The 16,180-nt window shown below is 68.7% G+C and carries 15 protein-coding genes, 1 tRNA gene and 2 pseudogenes; 15 read left to right on the plus strand and 3 right to left on the minus strand.

Annotation, left to right across the window (positions count from 1 at the left end; translation table 11 throughout):
* The 4 genes and pseudogenes from ACGFQC_RS12155 to ACGFQC_RS12170 all read left to right on the plus strand — a co-directional run.
* A pseudogene (locus ACGFQC_RS12155) lies at positions 1-372 on the plus strand (RNA helicase); the annotation flags it as partial.
* A 236-nt stretch (positions 373-608) separates the two neighbouring features.
* Positions 609-2,723 carry an FG-GAP-like repeat-containing protein gene (locus ACGFQC_RS12160; protein ID WP_363090821.1) on the plus strand — a complete coding sequence of 705 codons (2,115 nt, stop codon included), beginning with the start codon at positions 609-611 and terminating at the stop codon, positions 2,721-2,723.
* A gap of 82 nt (positions 2,724-2,805) precedes the next feature.
* The gene (locus ACGFQC_RS12165) at positions 2,806-4,341 is read left to right on the plus strand and encodes an amino acid permease (protein ID WP_363090820.1); all 1,536 of its coding nucleotides are present in this window, start codon (positions 2,806-2,808) and stop codon (positions 4,339-4,341) included.
* Between the two features lie 89 nt (positions 4,342-4,430).
* Positions 4,431-4,503: transfer RNA gene (locus tag ACGFQC_RS12170), tRNA-Lys, on the plus strand.
* A gap of 250 nt (positions 4,504-4,753) precedes the next feature.
* Here ACGFQC_RS12170 and ACGFQC_RS12175 read toward each other — a convergent pair.
* The gene (locus tag ACGFQC_RS12175; RefSeq protein WP_363090819.1) at positions 4,754-4,981 is read right to left on the minus strand and encodes a hypothetical protein; all 228 of its coding nucleotides are present in this window, start codon (positions 4,979-4,981) and stop codon (positions 4,754-4,756) included.
* Between the two features lie 173 nt (positions 4,982-5,154).
* Between ACGFQC_RS12175 and ACGFQC_RS12180 the strand changes: the two genes are divergently transcribed.
* Positions 5,155-5,289 (plus strand): hypothetical protein, encoded by a 135-nt coding sequence (locus tag ACGFQC_RS12180; RefSeq protein WP_363090818.1) that lies wholly within the window; start codon positions 5,155-5,157, stop codon positions 5,287-5,289.
* A gap of 103 nt (positions 5,290-5,392) precedes the next feature.
* Here ACGFQC_RS12180 and ACGFQC_RS12185 read toward each other — a convergent pair whose 3' ends face one another.
* Positions 5,393-5,998: a response regulator transcription factor gene (locus tag ACGFQC_RS12185; protein WP_363090817.1), complete on the minus strand. Its 606-nt coding sequence runs from the start codon at positions 5,996-5,998 to the stop codon at positions 5,393-5,395.
* A 153-nt stretch (positions 5,999-6,151) separates the two neighbouring features.
* Between ACGFQC_RS12185 and ACGFQC_RS12190 the strand changes: the two genes are divergently transcribed.
* The 4 genes and pseudogenes from ACGFQC_RS12190 to ACGFQC_RS12205 all read left to right on the plus strand — a co-directional run.
* Positions 6,152-7,093 (plus strand): ABC transporter ATP-binding protein, encoded by a 942-nt coding sequence (locus ACGFQC_RS12190; RefSeq protein ID WP_363090816.1) that lies wholly within the window; start codon positions 6,152-6,154, stop codon positions 7,091-7,093.
* Entirely contained in the window at positions 7,090-7,857 is a 768-nt protein-coding gene (locus ACGFQC_RS12195; RefSeq protein WP_363090815.1) for an ABC transporter permease, read from the plus strand. The genes ACGFQC_RS12190 and ACGFQC_RS12195 overlap by 4 nt, the downstream gene beginning before the upstream one ends.
* Positions 7,854-9,158, plus strand: coding sequence for a histidine kinase (locus ACGFQC_RS12200; protein ID WP_363090814.1), 1,305 nt, complete (start codon positions 7,854-7,856; stop codon positions 9,156-9,158). The genes ACGFQC_RS12195 and ACGFQC_RS12200 overlap by 4 nt, the downstream gene beginning before the upstream one ends.
* Positions 9,159-9,200: 42 nt before the next feature.
* Positions 9,201-9,662 (plus strand): annotated as a pseudogene (locus ACGFQC_RS12205) (response regulator); the annotation flags it as partial.
* Positions 9,663-9,696: 34 nt separating this feature from the next.
* Here the strand turns inward: ACGFQC_RS12205 and ACGFQC_RS12210 are convergent.
* Entirely contained in the window at positions 9,697-10,206 is a 510-nt protein-coding gene (locus tag ACGFQC_RS12210) for a helix-turn-helix transcriptional regulator (RefSeq protein ID WP_363090813.1), read from the minus strand.
* Between the two features lie 408 nt (positions 10,207-10,614).
* On the opposite strand from ACGFQC_RS12210, the gene ACGFQC_RS12215 reads away from it, so the two are divergent.
* The 6 genes from ACGFQC_RS12215 to ACGFQC_RS12240 all read left to right on the plus strand — a co-directional run bounded on the left by ACGFQC_RS12215 (position 10,615) and on the right by ACGFQC_RS12240 (position 16,086).
* On the plus strand, positions 10,615-12,303 hold the full coding sequence (locus ACGFQC_RS12215) for an ABC transporter ATP-binding protein (protein ID WP_363090812.1): 1,689 nt from the start codon (positions 10,615-10,617) through the stop codon (positions 12,301-12,303).
* Between the two features lie 357 nt (positions 12,304-12,660).
* Positions 12,661-13,104 (plus strand): hypothetical protein, encoded by a 444-nt coding sequence (locus ACGFQC_RS12220; RefSeq protein ID WP_393288106.1) that lies wholly within the window; start codon positions 12,661-12,663, stop codon positions 13,102-13,104.
* 15 nt (positions 13,105-13,119) lie between these two features.
* On the plus strand, positions 13,120-13,476 hold the full coding sequence (locus ACGFQC_RS12225; protein WP_363090810.1) for a nuclear transport factor 2 family protein: 357 nt from the start codon (positions 13,120-13,122) through the stop codon (positions 13,474-13,476).
* Entirely contained in the window at positions 13,473-14,510 is a 1,038-nt protein-coding gene (locus ACGFQC_RS12230; RefSeq protein ID WP_363090809.1) for an LLM class flavin-dependent oxidoreductase, read from the plus strand. Before ACGFQC_RS12225 ends, ACGFQC_RS12230 begins: the two co-directional genes overlap by 4 nt.
* On the plus strand, positions 14,507-15,139 hold the full coding sequence (locus ACGFQC_RS12235) for a flavoprotein (protein WP_363090808.1): 633 nt from the start codon (positions 14,507-14,509) through the stop codon (positions 15,137-15,139). The genes ACGFQC_RS12230 and ACGFQC_RS12235 overlap by 4 nt, the downstream gene beginning before the upstream one ends.
* Positions 15,140-15,141: 2 nt before the next feature.
* Positions 15,142-16,086 (plus strand): hypothetical protein, encoded by a 945-nt coding sequence (locus ACGFQC_RS12240; protein WP_363090807.1) that lies wholly within the window; start codon positions 15,142-15,144, stop codon positions 16,084-16,086.
* The last annotated feature ends 94 nt before the right edge of the window (positions 16,087-16,180 follow it).

The raw sequence follows: 16,180 nt of genomic DNA on the forward strand, positions 1-16,180 counted from the left end.
CGTGGTGGCCGTTCCTTCAACCGCGACGACCGCGGTGGTCGTCCGTTCGAGCGTCGTGACGACCGCGGTGGTTTCAACCGGGACCGTGACGACCGCGGTGGCCGTTCCTTCGAGCGCCGTGACGACCGCGGCGGCCGTTCCTTCGAGCGCCGTGACGACCGGGGCGGCTTCCGCCGCGACGAGCGCGGTGGGCACCGCGGCAGCGACCGTCCGTTCAACCGCGACCGCCGCGACGACCGTCCGGGCACCGGCTTCCGCGCCGGCGGCCACGAGCGGCCGAGCGCCCGCCGTGACGACCACCGTGGCACCGGCACCGGCGGTGGCTCCTTCGGGCGCCGTGACGACAAGCCGCGCTGGAAGCGCAACGGCTGACGTCGACTTGGCCGGCTGACCGCCGATCGCCGTCGCATCAGGGGAAGGGCCCGTACGACTCCTTGGGTTCCAGGAGTCGTACGGGCCCTTTTCCGTGTCCGAGGGGGAGCGGGGCCCTGTTTCCCCACCGCCGCCTCCGAGCCGGTTGTTAGCATTCCCTTGCTTGGCATGGACAGAGCGGCCGGAGGGGGAAACCGCCGCCGCCATGCCGTTCTCGTATCCCCTGGGAGGGACCCTTGGCCCGGCGTGCCCGGATCACACTCACTTTCGCGAGCCTCGTCGCCCTCGGCGCGGGCTCCCTGATCACCGCGGGCCCGGCCGCCGCGGACGCCACACCCCTGCCGCTGACCACGAGCGGGGTGTGGGGGATCGACTTCGCCGGGGGTGTCCTGACCACGGTGGAGCGCGCGCCGAACGGCGACCCGTACGTCACCAACCGGCCGGTCGCGGCCGACGGGTCCACGGTGGGCGCACGGGAGACGCGCGCCTACGCGGGCGAGTACGCGACCGGCGCGCACCTGTCGCGGACCCCCTGCGACGCCGGTACGTGCGTGTCGCTGCGGGCGGCCGGGAACGGCGACGTGGGCGTCTTCTTCGGCAACTCCGAGGAGTACGAGGGCAAGGAGCGCGCCCAGATCCGGACGGCCGACAACGGCTACCACTCCGGCTCCGAGCCCCTCGTCACCGGCGGCAGGTACGTCGACGTGACCGGCCGCTACTTCGTCTACGAGGCCGCCTCGACCGGCAGGCAGTACGTCGACTCCGTGCAGCCCTACCACGTGCAGCACGTGCGTCTCACCCGCGCCGTCACCGCCGCCTCCGTGTGGGGCTCGCGGCTGTACGCGCCGGGCGCCGGCAACGGCACCGTCACCGCCTACGACCTGGAGCAGAAGAAGACCGTGGAGACGCTGGCCACCGGCGCTCCCTGCACGGTCAAGGAACTGCAGGTGGTGGGCCGTTGGGTCTACTGGAACTGCGGTCCCACGGGCGCGGCCGGCGTGTTCGACCGTACGGCGGGGAAGAACGTCGCCGTGCCGTCGGGGCCGGTGCTCGTCGGCGACGGCTACCTGGTGCGGCACGACCGCGCCGCCGGCAAGCTGATGCTGACCGACTTCCACACCGGTACGGCGGCGGCCGCCCGCGAGATCGCCGACCTGCCGGCCGGGAACACCGCCGACCAGCGGCGGCAGACCTGGTCCGTCGACAAGTTCGGCGGGGACATCGCGTACGTGGACCCGGACAGCACCGTGCACGTGGTGCAAAGCGGGGTGCCGTCGCAGCCGCTGGCGCCGGTCGAGGCCGAGGTCGACGACGGTTCCGTCCACGTCCGGGACGACTGGTGGAACAGCACCTGGCAGCTGAGCAAGCCGGCCGCCTGGACCTTCACCGTGAAGGACGCCCAGGGCCACCGCGTGCACACGCAGAGCGGCACCGGCACCGCGCCCGACGCCCACTGGAACGGCCGGACGGACGCGGGCGCCGTCCCCTACAACGGCCGCTTCACCTGGACGCTCACGGCGACGGCGACCGAGGGCGCGGGCACGTACACCACGAGCGGTGCGATCGGGCTCTCCGGCGGCCGCCAGGGCCACCACGACCAGGGCGGATACAGCTACGGCGAGCTGGTCACGCTGAACGCGTCGGGCGCCCTGAGCCTGCACTACACCCACGGCAAGGGCACCTTCGACTGGAAGGTGTCCACCGGCGGCTGGCCCGCCGGGACCGTCGCGGTCCCCTTCGGCGACCTGACCGGTGACCGGTGCGCCGAGATGCTGGTCCGGATGCCGGGCGGCGAACTGCGCCGCTACACGGGCAAGTGCGGTGTGTCGTACTCCCCTTCCGGCTCCCGGCTGTCGCTCGGCACCGGCTGGAACACCTTCGACGTCCTCACCGCTGCGGGGGACGTCAGCGGTGACGGCCGTCCCGACCTGATCGCCCGCAAGGCCTCCACCGGCGCCGTGTACCTCTACAAGGGCACGAGTGCGGGACGGCTGGCCTCCGGCGTGAAGCTGTACGCCAACTGGAAGGCGTACAAGAAGGTCGTCGGGGCCGGTGACCTGAACGGGGACGGTGTCGGGGACCTCCTCGCGCAGGACAAGGCGAACAACCTGTACCGGTTCTTCGGCAGGGGCAACGGGACCTTCGCCCCGGGGGTGAAGCTGTACGCCGACTGGGGTGCCTCCTACAACGCGCTCGTCGGCGTGGGCGACATCACCGGGGACGGGAAGGCCGACCTGGTGGCACGGGACACCGCGGGCGTGCTGTGGCGGATGCCCGGGACCGGCAGGGGCACCTTCTCCGCACGGGTGAGGACCGCCACCGGCTGGCAGGGCTACAAGGGCCTCTTCTGAGGGATCCTCCGGAACCCGCAGGGGTTCTTTCTGGTCAAGTTGTGACGTGTGTCACGCCCCCGGCGAGGGAATTGCTGGGGGCATGACAGATGACGGCACGGCGACCGGCGGCCTCTCGGACGAGGAACGGCTGGCCCAGCTCGGATACACGCAGGTTCTCGCGCGCCGGATGTCGGCGTTCTCCAACTACGCGGTCTCCTTCACGATCATCTCGGTCCTGTCGGGCTGCCTGACGCTGTACCTGTTCGGCATGAACACCGGCGGCCCCGCCGTGATCACCTGGGGCTGGGTCGCGGTCGGCCTGATGACCCTGTTCGTCGGGCTGTCGATGGCCGAGATCTGCTCGGCCTACCCCACCTCGGCCGGCCTCTACTTCTGGGCCCACCGGCTGGCGCCGCCCCGCAGCGCGGCCGCCTGGGCCTGGTTCACGGGCTGGTTCAACGTGCTCGGCCAGGTCGCCGTGACGGCCGGCATCGACTTCGGCGCCGCGTCCTTCCTCGGCGCCTGGCTCAATCTCCAGTTCGGTTTCGAGGTCACGCCCGGCCGGACGATCCTGCTGTTCGCGGGGATCCTCGTGCTGCACGGCCTGCTCAACACCTTCGGGGTGCGGATCGTCGCGCTCCTCAACGGCGTGAGCGTGTGGTGGCACGTCCTCGGTGTGGCCGTGATCGTCGGCGCGCTGACCTTCGTACCGGACGAACACCGTTCGGCTTCCTTCGTCTTCGGCGAGTTCGTCAACAACACCGGCTGGGGCAGCGGCGTCTACGTCGTCGCCCTCGGCCTGCTGATGGCCCAGTACACCTTCACCGGGTACGACGCCTCCGCCCACATGACCGAGGAGACCCACGACGCGTCGACCGCGGGCCCCCGGGGCATCGTGCGGTCCATCTGGACCTCGTGGATAGCGGGCTTCGTCCTGCTCCTCGGCTTCACCTTCGCCATCCAGTCCTACGACGGCGCCCTCGGCTCCCCGACCGGCGCCCCGCCCGCCCAGATCCTCCTCGACGCACTCGGCGCCACGGCGGGGGAACTGCTGCTCCTCGTCGTGATCGGCGCGCAGCTGTTCTGCGGGATGGCCTCCGTCACCGCCAACAGCCGCATGATCTACGCCTTCTCCCGCGACGGGGCCCTGCCCCTCTCGCGGCTCTGGCGCACCGTCAGCCCGCGCACCCGGACCCCCGTGGCGGCGGTCTGGCTCGCGGCCGGCGGCGCGCTGCTGCTGGGCCTGCCCTACCTCATCAACGTCACGGCCTACGCGGCCGTCACCTCCATCGCCGTCATCGGCCTCTACATCGCCTACGTCATCCCGACCCTGCTGCGGCTGCGCAAGGGCGACGACTTCGCCCGGGGCCCCTGGCACCTGGGCCGGTGGTCCCGGACGATCGGCGTGATCTCCGTCATCTGGGTGGGCGTCATCACCGTCCTGTTCATGCTCCCCCAGGTCTCGCCGGTGACCTCGGAGACCTTCAACTACGCCCCGGTGGCCGTCCTGGTCGTCCTCGGCTTCGCGGCCGTGTGGTGGTTCGCCTCGGCGCGGCACTGGTTCCTCAGGCCCGCCGACGGGCGGGCGGTGCCCCGCGGGGCGGCGGAGGTGACGGCGGAGCCGGTCGATCCGTGACCGGTCTTCGCCGCCCGGCGCGGCCGTGTCCCGATACCCGATCGGCGATACGGCCACGTCCGGCTATGCTCGGGGAGGCAACATCGCCTGGGCCCTTAGCTCAATTGGCAGAGCAGTGGACTTTTAATCCATTGGTTGTGGGTTCGAGTCCCACAGGGCCTACCGGTGGCGGGGGAGGTAAACGCCCTCTGACCTGCTACGCAGCGCCTGAGTCGGCTTCGGTCGGGTCGGGCGCTGCTTCGTTCTCAAGCCATTGCGTGAGCGATGCGTGAGCGGATGCGCTCGTGGCCCGCGGATCGGGGGCTGTTTGGGCGGACGGATCAGCAGCTGCCGGACGCGACCTGGGGATCGGCTTCGCCGCCTTCTGGGCTGTTTCGCGGTCCAGCCGTACCCCGCCGCACCGAGGGCACGATCAATCCTCCGCGTCCTGCGCCTGACGCCCGCCGACCTCGTACGGCTGCGGACGGAAACCGATCTGGCACTGGCGGATATCCGCACCGAAGTCTTGCGCGCCGAGGCCGCGCGGCGCGAACTGCTCAGGGAGCGGCACGCCGAGGGGCGAGCCGCCGCCGAGGCCAACGAGCCGGACATGGCGTTGCTTTCGCGTGTCCTGGAGGGCCTGCGGGCCTGCCTGTAGCACCCACAGACTCCGCCTGGTCGACCGAAGGTCCTCGGGCGGTACGACGCCTGCCTGCTTCCCCCGAGGTGGGCGGGCACCGCTCCAGCCCCGCTGGCTGCAGCTGGCACAGCGGGTCTGCTCACGACCTCTCGCTCCGGCCCAGCGGGGGGAAGCCAAGAGAGCAGGAGTGCACGATGCCCGAGAACGCCGCCATGCAGCCCGCCGACGACGGGCTGATCGTTTCCCGGAAGTCCATCGCCACCATCCGCTCCCGTGCCGAGCAGCCGTCCGACGGCGGCTCGACCGGCGTCTCCGACACCAACGACTGAGCGGAGCCGACAGAAGTGACCGCATCCTCGAAGGTGGTCGAACGCCTAGGTGGGGACTTCCCACCACCGTGCGTGAGCGATGCGTGGCCGAGGGGGATGTGGATCAGATCCATCCTCGCCGCCGTGCCAGGTGCGCGGCTGCATGGCGGTTCTCCGCCCCCAGTTTGGTCGTGGCGGCGGAGAGGTAGTTGCGCACCGTTCCCGCAGCCAGTGCTGCCCGGTCGGCGATCTCCTCGATCGGAGCGCCGTCGGCAGCCATGGACAAGATGTCTGCCTCTCTGGGGGTGAGCGGGGACTCGCCCGCGCTGATCGCCTCCGAGGCGATGTCGGGGTCGATGTACCGACGTCCTGCGTGCACGATGCGGATGATCGTGGCGAGTTGTCGGGCGGAGACGGTTTTGCCCACGAAGCCTTTGACTCCGTTGCCGAGGGCACGTCTGAGATGTCCAGGGATACCGTGGCTGGTGACGATGAGAGCCTTGCAGGCCGGGAGTACGCGGGACAGCTCCCGAGCGACCTCGACGCCGTCCTTGCCTGGCATCTGGAGGTCGAGCACCGCTACGTCGGGCTTGTGGTGCAGGGCCATCGCCACGGCCTCAGCCCCTGTGGCGGCTTCAGCCACGATGGTCAGATCGTCCTCTAAGGAGAGGAGCGCGGCGACAGCGCCGCGTATGAGGTTTTCGTCATCGGCAATGAGAAGGCGGATCATCGAGTGGGTTCCTTCGGTGAGGTCACCCTCTGACGGTAAGGGCTCCTGCCCTGGACAAATGCGGGGCAGTTGGGCGGCTGACAGTCACAACGGACTCCTGACTCATGACAAACATCACTGCTGCCTGCAACAGAGGGGCGAAACACTGAGTGCATGACTATCGAGCAACCGGTGATCGAGGTGAGCGGCCTGCGTAGGCGCTATGGCGCGCAGGGCGGTGCGAGCTTCGAAGCGGTGCGGGGTGTGGACTTTTCTGTGGCGCGTGGGGAGATCTTCGCGCTGCTGGGTACCAACGGTGCCGGCAAGACGTCCACGGTCGAACTGATCGAGGGGCTCGCCGCGCCGTCCGAGGGCCGGGTCCGGGTGCTGGGTATGGACCCTTGCCGCGAGCGGCGCTCAGCGCGGCCGCGGATCGGCGTCATGCTCCAGGAAGGTGGCTTTCCCTCCGAACTGAGCGTCGCCGAGACCCTGCGGATGTGGGGCGGGTGTGTGTCCGGGGCGCGTCCGGTGGCGGAGGCACTGGACCTGGTGGGGCTCCGCGAACGCGCCGACGTACGCGTCAAGCAGCTGTCCGGCGGCGAGCGGCGGAGGCTCGATCTGGCCCTGGCTCTGCTCGGTCGGCCCGAGGTGCTCTTCCTCGACGAGCCGACCACGGGGATGGACCCCGAAGGCCGACAGGAGACGTGGCAGTTGGTCCGGCAGGTTCAGCGACAGGGCACGACGATCTTGCTGACCACGCACTACCTGGACGAGGCCGAGAACCTCGCGGACCGCATAGCGATCATGCACGAGGGCCGGATCGTCGCCGCCGGAACGCCCGCCGAGGTGACGGCGAGCCGCCCGGCACGCATTCGCTTTCTGCTCCCCGCCGGTACCACGGCGGACCTGCTTCCCTCCTCGGTGACCGTGGCGGTCACGGGGCAGTGGGCGGAGGTGCGCACCACCCGGCTGCAGGAGACGCTCACCGACCTCCTGTTGTGGGCGAGGGAGCGGGAGGTTGAGCTGACTGGTCTGGACGCACGGTCGGCCTCGCTGGAGGAGGCGTTCTTGGACATTGCGCGGAAGCAGAGGGTGCGGGAAGAGGTCGGCGTATGAGCACAGTGGTGATGGCACGCATGGGTGCGTTGGGCCGGGCCGAGCTCACCCTTCTGCTACGGGCCAAGTCGGCTCTGTTCATGGGACTCGCCTCGCCCGTGCTGCTCACGGTCGGTCTGTGGTCGGCCGTGAAGGAGATGGACCTGTCGAGGACGGGACTCTCGCCGGGAACCGTGCTGCTCCCGGGGGCGATGGGCTTCGTGCTGCTGTTCGCCGTGTACGCGAATCTCGTCGGTGTCTACGTGGTTCGGCGCGAGGAACTGGTACTGAAGCGGCTGCGTACGGGGGAGGCGAGCGATCCGGAGATCCTTGCGGGATCGGCCTTGCCCGCCGTGGCCATCACCGTGCTGCAGTGCGGGGTGCTGGTCGTCGGGGGAGCGGCTCTGCTTGGGCTGTCCATGCCGTCGCGACCGGATCTGCTGATCGCGGGCCTGCTGCTGGGTACGGTCATGACGGCATCGATGGCCGCTGCGTCCTCGGTGATCACCAGGTCGGCCGAGGCCGCCCAGGTGACGCCGCTGCCGGTGATGCTCGTGTCCTTGATGGGCTCGGGGATGTTCATTCCCCTCGACGTCATGCCGGAGCGCCTGGCGACGGTGTGCGAGTTCCTTCCGTTGTCCCCGGTGATGGCGCTTCTGCGGGCCGGCTGGGTGGGCGGTGTCGGTGCGGGAGAAACCCTGAGGTTCCTCGCTCTCGCACTGGTGTGGACCGGGCTCTCACTGCTGGCAGTGCGGCGTTGGTTCCGCTGGGAGCCCCGCGGGTGAAGTGGCACGGGGTGGGGAGTGGGGCCTGGCGTGGTGCGCTGACCTGGTGGAGTGGCAAGGGCACCTCTGCCCGCGTCGAGCTGTACACGCGGTGGACTTTTCACTTCGTCGCTCTGATCGAACTGATCGGTGTCGCGTGCCAGATCGCCTTCTCTCAGGGTCCCGGATGGTCGCGTGCCGGGTTGTCAGCGCTGATCTCGCTCCACGCCGTACTCACCGGGGTGACCTGCTCTCGTGCGTTGGACACCGCGCTGGACCGTTGGGCACGGCCGTCACGGTTCATCGTGGCGAGCACCGTCTTCTCGGTCCTGACCGTCGCGGTGGCCTTGATGCTGGGCAGAAGCGAGGCGCTTCCGGCCCAAGGGCTGCTGGCTCCGGCTGTATTGGGACCGATCATCTTCGGCTCGGTGCCGTTGGGGCTCACCGTCCCTCTGCGGCGGGTCGTCCAGCTGGTCGTCTGGGCCGCTGTGACGCTGATGCTGGTGATGCCCGCGCTGTCGTTTCCCTGGCGGACCACGTTGGACTGGGCATTCACCTCTCTGGCAGGCGGGCTTGTCATGGCCTTCGCCGCACGCTTCTCGGTGTGGCTGCTGGACGCGGTCAGGGAGCTGGACAGCGCGCGGATGACCCAGGCCCGACTTGCGGTGGCCGAGGAGCGGTTGAGGATCGGCCGGGACATGCACGACGTGCTCGGAAGGAACTTGACCGTCATAGCCCTCAAAGGCGAGTTGGCGGTGGAACTGGTGCGGCGGGGCTCGTCGGCCGCGGTCGAGCAGCTGGTCGAGGTGCAGCGCATCGCTCGGGAATCTCAGCGGGAGGTGCGGGAGGTGGTGCGCGGTTACCGCGAGGCTGACCTGCACACTGAAATCGCAGGTGCCAAAGACGTATTACAGGCAGCCGGAATTATCTGCGATATCGAGGACACCTGTACGGAAGTGCTGCCGAAAACTACCTCTTCAATGTTCGGCTGGGTGATTCGCGAGGGGACGACGAATATCCTGCGCCATTCCAGCGCCGGTCACTGCGTGATCCGGCTGCGTTCTGTCACAGAGGCCGGTGCGCTGGTTTCGGAACTGATGATGGAGAACGATGGAGCCATTGTTGGTAACGGAACCGGAAACGGCTCGGGGCTTCTCGGGTTGGTGGAGCGGCTTGCGAGTCACGGTGGCACCCTTCGCGCTGAGCTGCGCCCCGGAGGAATCTTCCGGGTCGTGGCACGAGTTCCCTCGGTGTGTGGCGTGACGGAGTGTTCTCCCGAGTCGTGGAATTCTCGTCAGATGTGCGAACGACTGGCCGAATGAGTGCGGAGGGCAAAGGTGAGTGAGAGAGAAGAAGACCGGGTTATCCGGGTTCTTCTGGCCGATGACGAACACCTTTTTCTGAACACGTTGAACGAGTTGCTGTCCATGGAGCCGGACCTGCGTGTGGTGGCGACGGCATCGTCCGGAACGGAAGCGTTGGCCATGGCGAGGGCCCACTGTCCGGACGTAGCGGTGCTGGATCTGCACATGCCGGGCGCCGACGGAGTCGAGGTGTCCGTCGCTCTGCGTGGGGAGCTCCCGCAGTGCCGCCCCGTGATCGTGACGGCGGTCACTCAGTCGGACAGTCTCAAGCGGGCGCTCTCCGCCGGCGTGCGCGGCATGCTGCCGAAGACGGCGTCCGCACGTCAGCTCGCGGCGGTGATCCGCTCTGTTCATGCTGGCGGCCGGTACGTCGACTCCGAGCTCGCGGCCGATGCGATCAGTTCGGGAGGCGTCTGTGAGTCGTCAGTCGCTGAGACGGGCAGTGAGGTCACGCCGTATGCGATGTGACCTCACTGCGGGCCGGGCGGCCGTGGCGTCATCTGCGGTGGGCTGCTTCCAGGACGCGCACCGGCCCTTCGAGGTGGCTTCGCAGGGATGCGCGCCACGAGGAGAGGGCGACGGTCGCGCACGCCACGGTGAGGATCCCCCCGATGGCACCCGCAGACGCGGCCATGGCGATCGCCCGCGGGGGAATCCTGGTCCTTTGATGGGCTACGGGGCTCACGCTGGAGGCGGTCGGAGCCTCCGCGTCGCGGAGCGTTTCCTGGCGGGTGGCCGCGGCATGGGTTTGCTCCACGGCGAGCCACCGCTCACGCCACTCCTCCGGATCTCCCCCACAGGCTTGTACGTAGGCCAACGTGACGGCCAGTGAGGGATGGCGCTTGCCGCGCGCGGCTTCGGAGAGCGTCGTTCCCGAGAAATGAACCGCTGCGGACATCTCGCGGTAGGAAGGGTTACCCGCAGCCTTGCGTAATTGCCGTAGGTCATAGGCAAATCGCTCGACGGGTCCTGCCGAAGGATCTATTGGTGTTTCCGGTCTAGGCATCTTTCCCCCTAATGCCCGGATAAGATCTGTGTGATGGCCGGATCTTTCCTTGTAAGGCTCTCACCGGGCCACCTGCAATCAACGCGTGGTCAATGCGATTGAAGCATAGGTTCCGGCTGATTGGAAGCGCTTTCTGCCCAGCGGTCGGGAGGCGGGTCGCTCACGTGGAGTTGATGGCTGTCAACGGTCATCAACCTTCCTGCACCGAAGGAGGCCAGTGGCTGTTACAAAAGTAGGCCGGTCGGCTTATCTACGGTCGGCCGTCTCCAGGGCGGGCGGCCGGGAAATGGGGAAGTGCCTATGCCGCGCGAATTAGTGGATGGGGATGGTCCGGAGGTGCCCGGGCCTGCGAGAGGAAGCCTGCGCATTCTGCCGGAGCTTCTGCAGGGCCGTCGGCTGGTCGTGTCCGTGTCCCTGCTCCTGGCGCTGGGGTCGGCGGCTGCGGCGCTGTCGGTGCCGCTGATGGTCCGCGAGTTGGTCGCTTCCCTCTCCGCGCACCGGTCGGTGCTTGTCCCCGCCTTGGGCATGGCGCTGCTGGCGGTCCTGTCCGCCGTCGCGTCGGCGCTGTCCGCCTTCCTGCTCGCCAGAGCCGGCGAACAGATGCTCCTCGGCCTCCGTGTACGTCTCATGACCCATGTGATGAGGCTACCGCTGCCCTCCGTGCGCAAGGAGGGGGAGGGAAACCTGGTGGCCCGGGTGACCTCCGATGCCGCGCTCCTGCGTGAGGTTGTCGACCTGGGGGTCGTTCACGTGCCATTCAGCGCCGTACATGTGATCGCCACGCTCGTCATCATGGGCATCCTCGACTGGCTGTTGCTTCTCGTCACGGTCGGTTCGTTCACGGCAGCGGGGGCTGTCGTCGCGGTGGTCATCGCCCGCGCGCGTCGCAGTTACGCGGCCCAGCAGGAGGCCGTCGGCGCTCTCGGCCAACAGTTCACGGCCCAACTCGGTGCACTTGCGGTGCTCAAGGCCAACCGGGCGGAGACCGCTGTCGTGCACCGGCTGGCCCGGGCCGCCGGTAGCGCGGCCGACTCCGCGATCAGCGGAGCCGCCTTTCAGTCACTCGTGACGCCCGTCGTCATGCTGGGGCAGCAGGTCGCGCTGGTCGGCGTCGTTCTGGGAGGCGGCTACCGGATGACGCAAGGGGCCGTGGACGTCTCCACCTTTGCCGCCTTCCTGCTCTACCTGCTGCAGATGATCTCCCCGGTCACGGTCGTGGCGATGGGCATGAGCCAGCTGCAGACCGGGATGGCAGCCCGCGACCGGTTCCAGAAGATCCTGGAACTCGAACCCGAGCCGACGGGCCCCGGAACAGCCCAGGGCGCGGAGCATGCCCCCGTTGAATCGTCCGTGGCCTTTCGCGACGTTCGCTTCCGCCATCCCGGGCGGGAAGTCCTCAACGGAGTCACCTTCACCGCGCCTCCGCAAGGTGTGACCGCACTTGTTGGTCCGTCCGGCGCAGGCAAGAGCACGGTGCTGCACTTGGTGGAGCGGTTCGTCCATCAGGAGGCAGGCGAGGTGCAGGTGCTCGGTCGCTCCGTCGATCGCTGGCCCCTGGATCGGCTGCGTACCGACGTCGCCTACCTGGACCAAAAGTTCACGATCCTGGAGGGGTCCGTTCGGGACAACCTCTCTCTGGGCCAGCGCGAGGTGCCGACCGACGCACAGCTGTTCGCGGCGCTGGCCGCAGTGGGCTTGGCGGATGAGGTACGCAGGCTCCCGGACGGCCTGGACACGGTCCTGGGCAGGGAGACCGACCTCTCCGGCGGCCAGCGTCAGCGCCTCGCCCTGGCCCGGATCACCCTCTCCCCCGCGCGGGTCGTGCTGCTGGACGAGCCGACTTCGCAGCTCGACGCCGCCAATGAACAGCGCATCCAGCACTTGGTGGAGGCGCTGGCCGTGGAGCGGGCCGTCCTGGTGGTCGCCCACCGGATGTCAACGGTGCAGGCCGCGGACCACGTGGTGATGCTCGACGAGGGGCGGGTGCTCGACGCCGGCAGGCACGAGGAGCTGATGGAAGGGTGCGAGCCATACCGGAACCTGGTGCAAGGCCGCTGGGCCGACGACCAGGACGCTCTCCCTGCGGAGATGCCGTGACCGGTGGACTCGGCCCCGGGACGCGGTTGACCGGCGTGAAACCTTTCAAACGATCAATGACTTCCGGGCCTTTCCCGGCTGTTACAACTGGCTGCGCGACGTACCCATATGACACACCGACACTGTGTCTGGCACCGGCGTGGTCACGGGTTGCTCATCTTGCAAGGAAGGAGTCCTACCGTGTCGGGTCTGTCTGAGGGGTGCACGACGCCCCGGCCTTCCGGGGCGGGGATCGTACGGCTTCTAGCGGAGTCGCTCGTCGGGTGGGTGACACGCCGACCCCTGCGCGAGGCTTCGGGCGGGGCTCAGTTGCTGTCCCACTCGTCGGAGACACGACAACTGATCGCCATCCTGGCCGTGCTGGAGATCTGCGTCGCCTGCTTCGTGTCCGTGATGATTCCGGCGCCACTGCGGCCCTACCACGCGGCTTTCGAAGTGCTGTTGGTCGCCGCCGGATTCGGAGCCGTGGCGGCCATGGCCAGGCACCCCCATGTCGTCTCCGACTCGCGCCTGGTCCTGCGTACCGGTTTTCTGGGCGAACTCGCCGTTCCCCGGGAGGCGGTCCGGACGACGTCCCGAGTGATGCGGTCGATCAGCGGCCGCGGCCTCCGTCCGGTGCCTGGCGAAGAGCGCGCTGTGGTCTGCTCGGTGGCTAGCACCGTCAACGTGCGCATACAGCTCGACCCGCCGGTTGCCGTCGATCTCGGAAAGAGAGGGATGGTGCAGGCGTCCGAAATCTACGTCTCGGCTGATTCTCCCGAAGCGTTTCTGCGCGCCGTGAGAATGAGTGGGACGCCCTGACAGAGGAAGCGGACGATGCTCGAAGAATCTGCTGCGCAGGAAGTGCGCACAGTACAGCGACAGATTGATGCATACAACCGCCGGGATCTGAACGATTTCCTTTCGTGCTACGCGGAATCGGTCCAGCTGCTGGCGAACGGTGTGGTGTCTGCCTCGGGAAAGCAGGCACTGCGTGCCGTGTACGCCGAGCAGTTCGCCGAGGTCCGGGTGCAGGCGACGAGCGTCGGGCGGATTCACCACGGTGAATGGGTGGTCGACGCCGAACGGATCGTGGCCGACGGCGCGCCCGCCATGGACGTGCTTGCCCTGTACCGCGTGCGGGACGGCCTCATCGATCAAGTGCAGTTCCTCGGTGGGGAGGTGGCCCGATGACGCGCGACGGGATGGCCGGCACCGACGGGGAGCCGAACCCGGCGGTACCCCGGTCATCGGACGACGGGCTGGTGTCACTCTTCTTCCCGATCATGCCCGGGCGGCCGGAATACGTCGTCAGCTTCGCCGAGTTGGTGCAGAACTCGCGCCTGACGCGGTTGTGGATGGGACAGAGCCTGACGCTCGACACCTACCAGTTGTTCGCTTACCTCGCGGGGCGGGGAATACGTATTCCGTTGGGTACGGCCGTTACCGTGATGCCCCTGCGCCACCCGTACGAAGCGGCCATGCAGGCTCGTTCCGTGGCCGCGCTGATGGGCCGGCCCGTGACCGTGGGATTCGGTCCCGGCGACGCGGCTTTCACGGCTTCGCTGCGCGGCTCGGCCTACGACAGGCCGCTCACCGCCAGCCGGGAGTACCTGTCCATGGTGCGTGAGCTGCTGGACGGCAGGACGGTCCGCCGTGACGGCTCGTACCACGTGCTGCACAGCCGACTGCCCGTCATCCCCGATGGGCATCCTGCTGTCGAGGTGGGCGCGGGTGTGCTCAGGGCGGGTATGGCGAGAGCCGTCGGCGAGTTGGCCGACGCCGCGATCAGCTGGCTGACCCCGCTTCCCTACCTCCGGGACACGATTCTGCCTGCGATGCGTGAGGGCGCCCGCAGCCAGGACCGGACCGTGCCGCGCCTGGTGTCGCTGGTCCACTTCGCCGTGGACCGCCCGGGGCGGGATCCTCAGGACCTGGTCCTGGCGGCCACCGAGGGGCATCTGAGTTCTGCGCACTACACGGCGATGCTGAGGAGCGCCGGACTGGCGGCCGATCCCTCCGACCCGGCTGCCGGCGCCAAGGCCGTGGTGGAGGCAGGGCTCTTCGTCACCGGTTCCGCGGCCGAGATCGCGGAAAGCATCACGCAGTATCTGTCGTCGGGAGTGGACGAGGTGGTGCTCGCCCCCTCGGGTGTTCTCATGCGGTACGGAATGGAGGCCGCACTGGAGGACGTCCGTTCGGTCGTCACGGAACTGGGGTACCGGTGACCGAGGCGGCACCGTCGGATCGGCGGCATCCGGAGCAGGAGCAGGCCATCACCTTCACCCCGCGACGGCTCCTTCTCGTGGGAACGGGGGCGATCGGCGTCACCTTCCTGCCCTACTGGATCAAATGGCTGCACATGGCCCTGCCCGAGGTGGAGTGCCGTGTGGTGATCACACGCAGCGCGGAGCGCTTCGTGACCCGGGAGGCCCTCTCGGCGCTCAACAACTCCGTGGCAGCGCTCGACGAGTGGCCCGACGAGCCGCGCACCACGGCGCTGCACGTGGAATGGGCGCAGTGGGCCGAAGCCGTCGCCGTCTATCCGGCGACGGTTTCCTTCATCACCCGGTTCGCCCTCGGCATGGGCGACAGCCCGGCGCTCCTCGCGATGCAGTGCACCCAGGTGCCGGTGGGGATCGCACCTTCGTTGCCGCCCGGCGCCATACACAACCCCGTGCTGGGCAGGCACATGAAGGAACTTCAGGAACGGCCCAACGTCCGTCTTCTCCCACCGCAGCCCGGGCGCAGCGCCACCACGGGCCGCAATGACGCCTACGTACCGCCGGAGCTGCCCGGACTGCTGACCCTGATGGAGCAGTCACTCGGCGCTGTGGACGGGCGGGCAGAGGAGTGACCGTGCAGGAGCAGGGTGAGCTCGTTGCCGAGTACGGAACCAGCTTCACCAGGACCGCCGTCCATCGCTGCCCTGACGACGAGTGGGGTTGGCGCTGGGTCAGGTCGGCGGGGCCGTCCCGCGCGGCCCCCATGCGTGTCCCGCCCGAACCGGCCGCCGAGGCCATCGCCCGTCTTCCCGAGGGTGCTCTGCGCTTCTCCCTTCCTCGGCAGGTGGGAGACACGCTGGTCCACAAGGCCGGTGGACCTCTCGCTCTGGCCAAGCTGCTGATGAGCCGGCATCCGGGGGAGGCGTATCCGCTCGCCCGGTCCATGCTGAGGGAACTCGGGGCGGCGTTGCGGCGGCTGCACGCCGCACCGGCAGGAGAGGCCGCGGCGGCGTCCCATCCCGGCCTGCGAAGACTCTCGCGGTGGCTTGCGGGCGAACCGCCCGCCGACACCGAGCAGCCCACGGCCGGGCAGCTCCTCCAGGCGGTGGTCGAGCGGTTGGGCCCCGAACGCCGGACGACCCTTCAGGCCTGGTGCTCCACCGTTCTGGAGGACCAGGCCGGACGTGTGCTGCTGCACGGAAACCCGGGCAGCGGCCTGGTCGTTCCTGACCCGGACGGGAGAGCGGGGGTTCTCCTCGTCGGCGAGGACCTGGCTGCCGGCCCGGCGTATGTGGACACCGGATGGGTGCTGGGGGAACTGGCGGAGCTGCGGGGGGTCATCCGCAGCAAGGGAGGGGCGGCGCCCGCAGCGCAATGGTCGACGCTGGGCCGTTCCTTCGTCGAGGGACACGGCGGTGATCTGCCCGGCGAAGCCGGGATCGTCGCCACCCTGGGCGTGCTCGCGCACATCAGGGACTACTGCGCCTTCGTGGGTTGGGACGAGTGGTGGATATCCGTTGCCTTGGACATCGTGGCGGAAGAGGTCGATAAGCGGGGGTCGGGAATGCTCGAATGGTAGACGGGTGCATAGGGGCATAACCCCGTTGGCTTAGTCGGTTAATTACCTCGGAAGTGTGCCGGACGGCCGTGCCGTTCGGCACCCTGGCGTGCCT

This window comes from Streptomyces sp. NPDC048734, assembly GCF_043198675.1.
In the GTDB taxonomy this organism is placed as follows: Bacteria; Actinomycetota; Actinomycetes; order Streptomycetales; family Streptomycetaceae; genus Streptomyces.